This is a genomic window from Paenisporosarcina sp. P5_A11, from assembly GCF_056400705.1.
The window spans coordinates 1-9,126 of sequence record NZ_JBFUKT010000139.1; the positions used below are offsets into that span (position 1 = coordinate 1).

Sequence of the window (9,126 nt, forward strand, 5' to 3'; positions counted from 1 at the left end):
CTTTCAAACTTCTTCAAGTATAAAAACTCTGATTTAAATATGCCGAAAAAGTTTTCTATCACCGCGTTGTCATAACAGTTTCCTTTACGAGACATGCTTTGCGTTACGTTCTTTTTTTTGAGGGCATGACAATACGGCTTCATTTGATAGTGCCAACCTTGATCAGAATGCATCAGGAGCTTATCCCCATCTGATAAACGTTCAAACGCTTGGGTTAACATCGTTGAGACAAGTGAATAGGTAGGTCTCGATCCTAGGGTATAAGTAATGATTTCTCTATTGTATAAATCTAATACAGGCGATAAATACAATTTCTCACCGAACAATTTAAATTCAGTAATGTCTGTAACCCACTTTTCATTAGGCTTCTCAGCAGTAAAATTTCGGTCCAATATGTTTGGGGAAATTGTTCCTACCTTCCCTTTATAAGATCGATATTTCTTTATACGAATCAATGATTTTAACCCTAATTCCCTCATGATACGTTGGACTTTTTTGTGATTCACTTTAAATCCACGATTGGCTAGTTCATCTCGAATGCGACGGTAACTCATTTAGGTATGTGAAATCCTAATGTTTTTTGACCAAAAGTAAACCGCCTTTCAGAGAAGGCGGTCTATTGAACTATCATTTTTCGTTAGTAAGACTGGGCAAGACGGAACCCAAGGTCGTCTATGCAAAATGACGGATGGCTACGTCGACGACATGAAGCCCCACAACCCCTTGATTCTTCAGCCCAGCTACCTCCTCGAAAAATTCGGTAGGAGCCGTATACTTGTTCATCATATAAATCCCAACACCATTCCCAAACATTCCCTAACATATCATACAGACCCCATGCATTCGGTTCCTTTCTTCCTACTTCATGGATCTTGCCACCAGAATTTTCATTATACCAGGCAATCTTATCAAGCTCTCCGTATCTATAACCAGTAGTCCCTGCTTTACATGCATATTGCCACTCTGCTTCTGAAGGAAGTCGATAGCCGTCCGATTCCCAGTCACAAATAATGTTTTCACCATCATTACTTATTGAATAACACTCTTTTAGTCCAGCTTTTTGTGACAGTAGATTACAAAAAGAAATTGCATCATTCCAAGAAATATTCACAACCGGTTTTAGATTTCCGTCAAAACAATTAGGTGATTTATTTGTAATCGAATAGTATAGATCCATATTTACAGGATACTGGGCAAGAAGAAACGGTCTTATTTCAGTTTTCCATGTGCTTTTTATTCTATCGTCTCTTAATTCAATTTCTCCCCCTGGAATTTTCACCATTGGATAGTCAATGTAACTGTTTATTTCATTTGACACTCTACCATCCTCCTGATTGTTTTTGTGTTACATATTTTACAGTAATTGTGATCTCTACCATCTATCACAATTACATTTTAGCCTTAGGCAGCCTGTCTAAATGCAAAATCATAGTGACCATGCAAACTTAATTAATTAAGCAAAATTATAGGAGATTCGTCGTCTCCCGTTCATATCGTCATGACAAACCAACAAGTTTTATTTAAAACATCAAGTGTAAGTTTTTACTCTCGTTTAATTGAAGGTATCTATCCCGATACATCACGATTAATTCCAAATGAATTTAATACGAATGTCACTATTGATGGGAAAGCATTATTTCAAGCGATAGACCGTTCATCTTTATTGGCACGTGAAGAACGTAATAACATTGTCCGATTCACTTCATTAGAAGGAAATGTCGTTGAGATATCATCTAGCTCAGCTGAAATCGGTAAAGTAGAAGAAGAAATACAAACCACATTAATTGAAGGCGAAGAGTTGAAAATTTCGTTCAGTGCAAAATATATGATGGATGCGTTAAAAGCGGTTGGTGGGCAGGATGTAATGGTTAAGTTCACAGGTTCCATGCGACCATTCATTATTAATTCTGTTCATGATCGCTGTTTTACAATTGATAGTACCGGTTCGTACATAAAGAAGAAATGTGCATTTAGTAGTATGATGGTTTTAGATTCATTTAAAATGAACCACAAAAAGGATGAGAAGACTGTGAAGTATGATGTATTAATATTTGATTTAGATGACACTTTGTTTGATTTCGGTGAGACGGAAAAGCATGCACTCGATAATTCATTTCGTGCATTTAGTTTCCCTAATGGTTTAACTGAATACAGAGCAAGTTATAAAGAGATAAGTAAAGGACTTTGGCTTGATTTAGAGCAAGGACGTATCTCGCTTTCAGATTTAAAAGTAGAACGATTCAAGCGTTTATTCCTCCAACATAAACTACTTCTTAATCCAGAAGATTTTGGACATGCATATATAGAAAATCTAGGAAGAGAAGTACATATGATTGATGGTGTTCAGGATATGTTGACCAATCTATCTAGTTGCAGACTTGTTCTTTTAACAAATGGATTTCAAGATGTTCAACATTCGAGGATTGCTCTTTCGCCACTAAATCAAACATTTGAAGCGATTATTACTTCGGAGGAGACTGGTTATCAAAAGCCACAAGCAGAAATTTTCGAATATGTCTTTAGAAAGCTGAGTATTAAAGATAAGCAAAGTGTATTAATGATCGGCGACTCTCTAAGCGCAGATATCCAAGGTGGCAATAATTTCGGAATCGATACCTGCTGGTTTAATCCACATAATAAAGCAAATGAAACAACTATTACTCCAACATATGAAATCAGTAATTATGAAGAATTAGAACAAATCGTAAAGCAAAACGTATTAGTAAAATAATTCAAAGCTGTAAATGGCTAGGATTTCCATGTGAGTATTATAAAAAGAGTGTAATTAATCATCTACAGTCGTTTGTTAGGATGAATTTATTATGCTATTATGAACCTAATTAAAATAGTTGCGGGGGGACGCTTTGGCGTTGAGAAGGTTAAAACCTGACCCTTTGAACCTGTTCGTTAAGACGAACGTAGGGAGCAGAGTACATAGCGTTTCGACGTTTTTCTTTTGTGCTGAAGCTCTCCATTTTGGAGGGCTTTTTTGTTTGCTAATTCAATATTTTAATTGCGGGGGAACTATTTAGTTGAGAAGGTAAAACCTGACCCTTGGAACCTGACAGTTAACACTGACGTAGGGAGCAATGTTTCATTGGAAACGCTCTTTTGTCATGCGCAAAAGGGCGTTTTTTGCACTTGCGTCCATCCGAAAAAGGAGGACTTATAATGACATTTTGTGAAGAAGTACGAGAGGAAACGGATCTTTATTGGCAAGGAAGTTTTGATCACCCATTTGTAAAAGGACTTGTCGATGGAACGCTGCCGCTTGAAAAATTTAAGTTTTACATGATGCAAGACGCTTATTATTTAAAGAATTACACAAAAGTACTCGCGATTGCAGCTTCAAAAGCTGAGACGAACGAAGATATTGCCTACTTTTTAGAAACGGCTCGTCATATCAACGAGGCTGAGCTTGAGTTACACCGAACTGTCTTTAAGGAGCTAGGTATAACTGAAGAAATGGAAGTAAACTTTGAACCATCACCAGCTGCTTATAACTACGTATCACATATGTACAATGCTGCACATAACGGAGATGTTGCAGAGGCTTTTGCTGCGATGTTCCCTTGTCCATGGTTATATCAAGAAATTGGGGAGAAGTATAAAGACGCAAAACCAGGCATCAAGCTATATGAAGAATGGATTGAAATGTATAGTGCACCGGATTACAAAGAAAAAATCGAGCTGCAAAAGGCGATGATGAATCGTTATGCAGAAGAAAATCCAGCCAAGCAATCAGTATTAAAAGCTCATTTTGAAAGAAGTTGCTACTATGAGTGGAAATTCTGGGAAATGCCATGGACATATGAAGACTGGCAAGATGAGGTGAAGAACTATGCCTATTAAACAGATTCGTAATAAGAAGCCACTGGTACATTGCATCACGAACTATGTCGTGGCAAACTTTACCGCTAATGGTTTACTTGCAATTGGTGCGTCACCTGTCATGGCTGATGAAGTAACAGAAGTGGAAGAAATGGTCGCGATTTCAAATGCTCTTTTAATTAATATTGGCACAATCAATACAAGAACGAAAGAAGCCATGTTAATAGCAGGGAAAAGAGCGAATGAGCTTGGAATACCTGTCGTTTTAGATCCAGTTGGAGTAGGGGCAACTTCTTTTCGACAACAAGTAGTAAAGGAATTATTAGAAAATGTCCGATTCGATTTACTCCGTTGTAATGCAGGTGAACTTGCGACCATTGCAGGCGTTTCATGGCAAGCTAAGGGCGTGGACAGTGGTGAAGGTGAGATGGACGTTGCAGTCGTCGCCAAACATGAGGCGAAAAAATGGAACTGTTTAGTGGTGGTCACAGGAGCCTCTGATTATATTACTGACGGTGAGAATGAATTTTGGGTAGCAGGTGGTCATGAACAGATGACAGAGGTAACAGGTACAGGTTGTTTGTTGAGCGCGATTTGTACAGCAGTTCTTAGTTTGGAAGGAGAGGCTCTTTTAAACTTACGTGATGTACTACAAGAATATAAAAAGGTGTCTGAACATGCGGTTCAATCGCCACTTCTTGGCTCATTCCAGACTGAAGTCTTAAATTCATTGCATCAATTGTCTAGAGGTGAAGCCAATTGAACATCGTGATGACCATAGCAGGCTCAGATAGTAGTGGTGGAGCTGGCATACAAGCAGATTTAAAGACGTTTCAAGAGCTCCGAGTGTTCGGTACATCAGCGATTACTGCGTTAACAGCTCAGAATACACTTGGTGTAGAGGGAGTTTTTCCTGCATCTGTAGACTTTGTTAAACATCAAATCGAAGTCGTCTTTCAGGATTTTCCCGTAAAGGCAGTCAAGACCGGTATGCTTTTTTCAGCACCAATTATTGAGGAAGTGGCGAAAAGCTTATGTGAGAAAGATGTGCTGCTTGTCATTGACCCTGTGATGATTGCCAAAGGAGGTGCAAGCTTGCTAAAAAATAACGCAGTTGAAGCATTAACGACTAAGCTTTTACCACTTGCAACGGTATTAACTCCTAATATTCCAGAAGCTGAAGTGATTAGTGGTGTTGAGATTAAGTCGGAACAGGATATACAAAAAGCTGCTGAAAAGATATTAGGGCTGGGTGTAAAGTGCGTGGTTATGAAGGGGGGCCACTTAGATGAGCAAAGAACGGCAACGGATACTGTGTTTTTTGCAGATGGTACAAGCTTTAAAATGGAATCTGCCCGTATTGAAACGAAACATACACATGGAACAGGCTGTACTTACTCCGCAGCACTTACAGCATTTTTAGGACAAGGTTGGTCACTAAAAGAGGCAATCATCGAAGCTAAAAAGTTTGTCCAGCTAGCCATTGAAACCCCGTTAAACATTGGGCATGGACATGGCCCAACAAATCATTTTGCCTATAATATAGCAAAAGGTGTCTGTGAGGTGAACATCATTGAATCGTAACGATTTAGCATTCTATTTCATCATGGGTACCCCGAACTGCATAGAAGAGCCATTACATGTTTTAGAAGATGCATTAAAAGCAGGTATAACCATTTTCCAACTGCGTGAAAAAGGCGAAGGGGCATTAACAGGTAAAACACTTGAACAATTTGCTAGTCAATGCCAAGTATTGTGTAAATCATTCAACGTGCCGTTTATTGTGAATGATGACGTGGAGCTTGCCTTGAAGCTCCACGCAGATGGCGTTCACGTAGGACAAGAGGATATATCACTTACGGAAATTCGCGAAACTTTTAAAGGACGCATCGTAGGCGTTTCAGTGCATACAGTCGAAGAGTTGGATCAGGCTGTTAGAGGTGGTGCGGATTATGTAGGGATTGGACCGATTTATGAGACACAGTCGAAATCTGATGCAAAGGCTCCTGCTGGTCTAACTTTTTTGCAAGAAGCGAGAAACTTGTATCGAGATTTTCCGCTTGTAGCAATTGGTGGAATCACAACAAAAAACGCGCACGAAACATTGCTAGCCGGTGCTGATGGGGTTGCTGTCATTTCAGAAATTTGCCAAAGTCAGGACCGACAAGAAACCGTAAGAGCATGTAAAACTCCAAATTTATTGTAGGTAAGATTGACAAGGTATTGGTTTTTAATAAACATTTTTAGCTTCAAAATAAAAATAGCTTATCCACTTAAGGAATAAGCTATTTTTGGATTATATTTGGTCAAACTTTATTTAGGTGATAACTCACTTTCCGTTACCCATTTATGATTGGTCACTTCTTCTCCGTCAGTAGTTGAAGTGTAATTAATCATATATACTGTCGTTTTTTCGGCAGAATCAATTTCAGCTTTTACACCATCCATCCCTTTCGTATGATCCGCATCAATTGTCACTTCGGAACCTGCTTCAAAAGGTTTATCACCGGCATCTTCGATTTCTTCATGAATAACCCATTTGTGATTGGTCACTTTTTCTCCACCTGTTTTCGGAGTATACGATACAGTATAGGCTGTAGTATCAAAGGCATTCACAATAGTAGCTTCAGCACCCTTCATCCCTTCCATGTGATCATCTTCGATAATCACTTGGCTGCCAACTTCAAAGGTTGGATTATCTTCCACTTTCAAATTTTCCGGAACTTCACTTGATTCTGAATGGTTCATATCCATGTTTTCATGATTCATATCATCTTTTTTAGGTGATGAATCTGAACAAGCACTCAGTACAAGGAATAAAGTTGGAACGATTAATAATTTCTTATACATACTTACCATCACTCCTTCTGTTAATGAAGAAAGTATACCCATTAATATGCCAAAAATCTATTCCATTTAATAGTTCCACTTTCCCTAATTGTCTTTGCTTGGTTTAACAGATTAGTAAACAAATAACTTTTTTGATTTCAAAACCGTTAAATATGATAGGATATATTAATAGTATAAAAATCCCATTTAACGTGGCGTTAAGATGAATAATAATATCAGTAAGTCATTAGTATCATTAGCGTTGGGCGTGGTTTCAATAATTACACCTTACACTAATATAAATCCATTTATTCCGAACACAGGCAAATAGTCTGTGTTTTTTTGTCTTTAATAAGAAATGAAAAAATTTTAAGTTGAAGTACCCGCTACACATAATACAATTAAAAAATATGGACTAGACTAAAAACAGGAAATTGGAKGTGCTTCAAATGACAGCGACAAATGAACAGGTAATGGAAAATTGGAAAAAGAACATTATTCTTTTTCTGGGAAGCCAAACCTTATCTCTATTTGGATCATCATTGGTTCAGTATGCCATTATGTGGTATATCACATTAAACACTCAGTCTGGTATCATGATGACCATTTCCATTGTTTGTGGATTTTTGCCAACCTTTATTTTATCACCGTTTGCGGGGGTATGGGCAGATCGCTACAATCGTAAAATGTTAATCATTCTTTCAGATTTGTTGATTGCGGTTTCAACGCTAATCTTGGCGATTCTATTTCTTCTCGGATATGAATCTCTATTGTTACTCTTTGTAATGTCTGCGGTTCGCGCAATAGGAACAGGTATTCAAGGTCCAGCAGTAGGAGCTATTCTACCTCAGTTAGTACCAGAGGACAAACTTACTAAGATAAACGGAACGAACGGTAGCATTCAAGCGCTAATCATGCTAATTTCACCAATGCTCAGTGGCGCATTACTTACAATGGCCTCCATGGAAATTATTTTCTTTATTGATGTGATTACTGCAGCAATAGCAATTTTTATATTACTGACTTTCTTGGAGGTTCCTGCACATGCAAAAGCATTACAAAAACAAACGACTAGCTATTACAGTGATTTAAAAGAAGGCTTTAACTATATTAAAAATCACGATTTTATCAAGAAGTTTTTTACGTTTTTTGCATTGTTCTTTGTATTGGTTGCACCTGTAGCCTTTCTTACACCTCTGCAGGTCACACGTAGTTTCGGTGCAGATGTGTGGCGATTAACTGCGATAGAAATTGCTTTTTCCATTGGTATGATTTTAGGTGGAGTTTTCATAAGTACATGGGGTGGTTTTAGAAACAAGATTCATACCATGACGTTAGGGAGCCTTGTGATTGGAGCTTGTACATTCACACTTGGATTCATAGATTTATTTTGGCTATATTTGATTATCATGGCTGTAGTCGGAGTCGCCATGCCTATCTTTAATACACCTTCAACGGTTTTACTGCAGGAAAAAGTGGAAGGGGATTTCCTTGGAAGGGTCTTTGGTGTATTAGGAATGATCGCAACTTCAATGATGCCACTAGGGATGCTAGTATTTGGACCTTTATCTGACTTTGTTAAAATCGAATGGCTACTGATAATAACTGGTTTCCTATTATTCCTTCTGGGGTTCTTCTTGATTGGGAGCAAGGTATTAATAGAAGCAGGAAAGCCGATTTCAAAGGAACCAAATATTTCAGAGGAATCATCCATTTGATTATCAAAACGATATAGGAACTACAAGAGCATCCGAAATAACATCTTCGACTGCTTCATTTTATTTTAAGTTCTAATTTCCCTTCTTTTTTCCTACAGTGTAATAACGAAAAGAAAAGGGAGAGCATGAATGTTAATTGATGGGGTATTTTCAGGTGGTGGTTTGAAAGACTTTGCGTTAGTGGGGGCTTATCAAGTTATAGAGGAAAAGGGATTTCGCTTTCAACGTTTAGCGGGAACAAGTGCAGGGGCGATTCTTGCTTGTTTTATTGCGGCTGGTTATACAAGTAAAGAAATCGAAGTGATGCTAGATGATCAAGATTTTCAAACGCTCCTCGATCCACGTAAAACCATCCTTCCTTTACCGATCATGAAGTGGTTTTTTCTTTATTGGCGAATGGGTTTATACCAAGGCAAAGCATTAGAGCAATGGTTCATGAAAAAGCTTGCAGCAAAAGGGGTCTATACGTTTGGCGATTTGCCACAAGGCTCATTGAAGATTATTGCTTCAGATTTAACGCACGGTAAGATGTTGGTTCTTCCAGATGATTTAGAACATTATGGAATATCTTCTGAAACATTTCCACTTGCTCGCGCCTTACGCATGAGTTGTGGGATTCCTTTCTTCTTTGAACCTGTCAAATTAAACGTGGGGGGTGGGAAAGCGATTGTTGTAGATGGTGGGGTTTTGAGCAACTTTCCATTGTGGTTATTTGACGAACCAGATGGCAAGAGACAACGACCACTTC

General features: G+C 38.3%; 9 protein-coding genes, 2 pseudogenes and 2 riboswitches. Of the genes and pseudogenes, 8 read left to right on the plus strand and 3 right to left on the minus strand.

Features of this window, described 5'->3' with window-relative positions; all coding sequences use genetic code 11:
• Together AC1DOS_RS15215 and AC1DOS_RS15220 are read right to left on the minus strand one after the other, a co-directional pair.
• Nucleotides 1–548: pseudogene (locus tag AC1DOS_RS15215) on the minus strand (IS3 family transposase); the annotation flags it as partial.
• A gap of 89 nt (nt 549–637) precedes the next feature.
• Nucleotides 638–1,282: a formylglycine-generating enzyme family protein gene (locus AC1DOS_RS15220; protein ID WP_477538186.1), complete on the minus strand. Its 645-nt coding sequence runs from the start codon at nt 1,280–1,282 to the stop codon at nt 638–640.
• Nucleotides 1,283–1,453: 171 nt separating this feature from the next.
• Here AC1DOS_RS15220 and dnaN point away from each other — a divergent pair.
• The 6 genes and pseudogenes from dnaN to thiE form a co-directional block, all read left to right on the plus strand.
• Nucleotides 1,454–1,955 (plus strand): annotated as a pseudogene (gene dnaN / locus AC1DOS_RS15225) (DNA polymerase III subunit beta); the annotation flags it as partial.
• Between the two features lie 74 nt (nt 1,956–2,029).
• Nucleotides 2,030–2,731 carry a YjjG family noncanonical pyrimidine nucleotidase gene (locus AC1DOS_RS15230; protein ID WP_477538179.1) on the plus strand — a complete coding sequence of 234 codons (702 nt, stop codon included), beginning with the start codon at nt 2,030–2,032 and terminating at the stop codon, nt 2,729–2,731.
• Between the two features lie 112 nt (nt 2,732–2,843).
• Nucleotides 2,844–2,942, plus strand: a riboswitch (TPP riboswitch).
• Nucleotides 2,943–3,007: 65 nt separating this feature from the next.
• A riboswitch (TPP riboswitch) is annotated at nt 3,008–3,103 on the plus strand.
• Nucleotides 3,104–3,171: 68 nt separating this feature from the next.
• On the plus strand, nt 3,172–3,852 hold the full coding sequence (gene tenA / locus AC1DOS_RS15235) for a thiaminase II (RefSeq protein ID WP_477538180.1): 681 nt from the start codon (nt 3,172–3,174) through the stop codon (nt 3,850–3,852).
• The gene (thiM, locus tag AC1DOS_RS15240; RefSeq protein ID WP_108586630.1) at nt 3,842–4,594 is read left to right on the plus strand and encodes a hydroxyethylthiazole kinase; all 753 of its coding nucleotides are present in this window, start codon (nt 3,842–3,844) and stop codon (nt 4,592–4,594) included. Before tenA ends, thiM begins: the two co-directional genes overlap by 11 nt.
• Entirely contained in the window at nt 4,591–5,415 is an 825-nt protein-coding gene (thiD, locus tag AC1DOS_RS15245) for a bifunctional hydroxymethylpyrimidine kinase/phosphomethylpyrimidine kinase (RefSeq protein WP_477538181.1), read from the plus strand. The genes thiM and thiD overlap by 4 nt, the downstream gene beginning before the upstream one ends.
• Nucleotides 5,405–6,037, plus strand: coding sequence for a thiamine phosphate synthase (gene thiE / locus AC1DOS_RS15250; RefSeq protein WP_477538182.1), 633 nt, complete (start codon nt 5,405–5,407; stop codon nt 6,035–6,037). Before thiD ends, thiE begins: the two co-directional genes overlap by 11 nt.
• 107 nt (nt 6,038–6,144) lie before the next feature.
• Here the strand turns inward: thiE and AC1DOS_RS15255 are convergent, their stop codons facing one another.
• Nucleotides 6,145–6,681 carry a YdhK family protein gene (locus AC1DOS_RS15255; protein WP_477538183.1) on the minus strand — a complete coding sequence of 179 codons (537 nt, stop codon included), beginning with the start codon at nt 6,679–6,681 and terminating at the stop codon, nt 6,145–6,147.
• Between the two features lie 428 nt (nt 6,682–7,109).
• Here AC1DOS_RS15255 and AC1DOS_RS15260 point away from each other — a divergent pair, with 428 nt between their 5' ends.
• Both AC1DOS_RS15260 and AC1DOS_RS15265 read left to right on the plus strand, forming a co-directional pair.
• Nucleotides 7,110–8,378: an MFS transporter gene (locus AC1DOS_RS15260; protein WP_477538184.1), complete on the plus strand. Its 1,269-nt coding sequence runs from the start codon at nt 7,110–7,112 to the stop codon at nt 8,376–8,378.
• Nucleotides 8,379–8,507: 129 nt separating this feature from the next.
• Nucleotides 8,508–9,126, plus strand: a 619-nt coding sequence (locus AC1DOS_RS15265; protein ID WP_477538185.1) for a patatin-like phospholipase family protein, incomplete at its 3' end; no start/stop codon positions are given.

Excerpts from the sequence above, each read along its gene's own strand:
- tenA (WP_477538180.1), top strand. The coding sequence starts at position 3,172 with ATGACATTTTGTGAAGAAGTACGAGAGGAAACGGATCTTTATTGGCAA.
- thiM (WP_108586630.1), top strand. The coding sequence starts at position 3,842 with ATGCCTATTAAACAGATTCGTAATAAGAAGCCACTGGTACATTGCATC.
- AC1DOS_RS15220 (WP_477538186.1), bottom strand. The coding sequence starts at position 1,282 with ATGGTGAAAATTCCAGGGGGAGAAATTGAATTAAGAGACGATAGAATA.
- AC1DOS_RS15255 (WP_477538183.1), bottom strand. The coding sequence starts at position 6,681 with ATGTATAAGAAATTATTAATCGTTCCAACTTTATTCCTTGTACTGAGT.
- AC1DOS_RS15260 (WP_477538184.1), top strand. The coding sequence starts at position 7,110 with ATGACAGCGACAAATGAACAGGTAATGGAAAATTGGAAAAAGAACATT.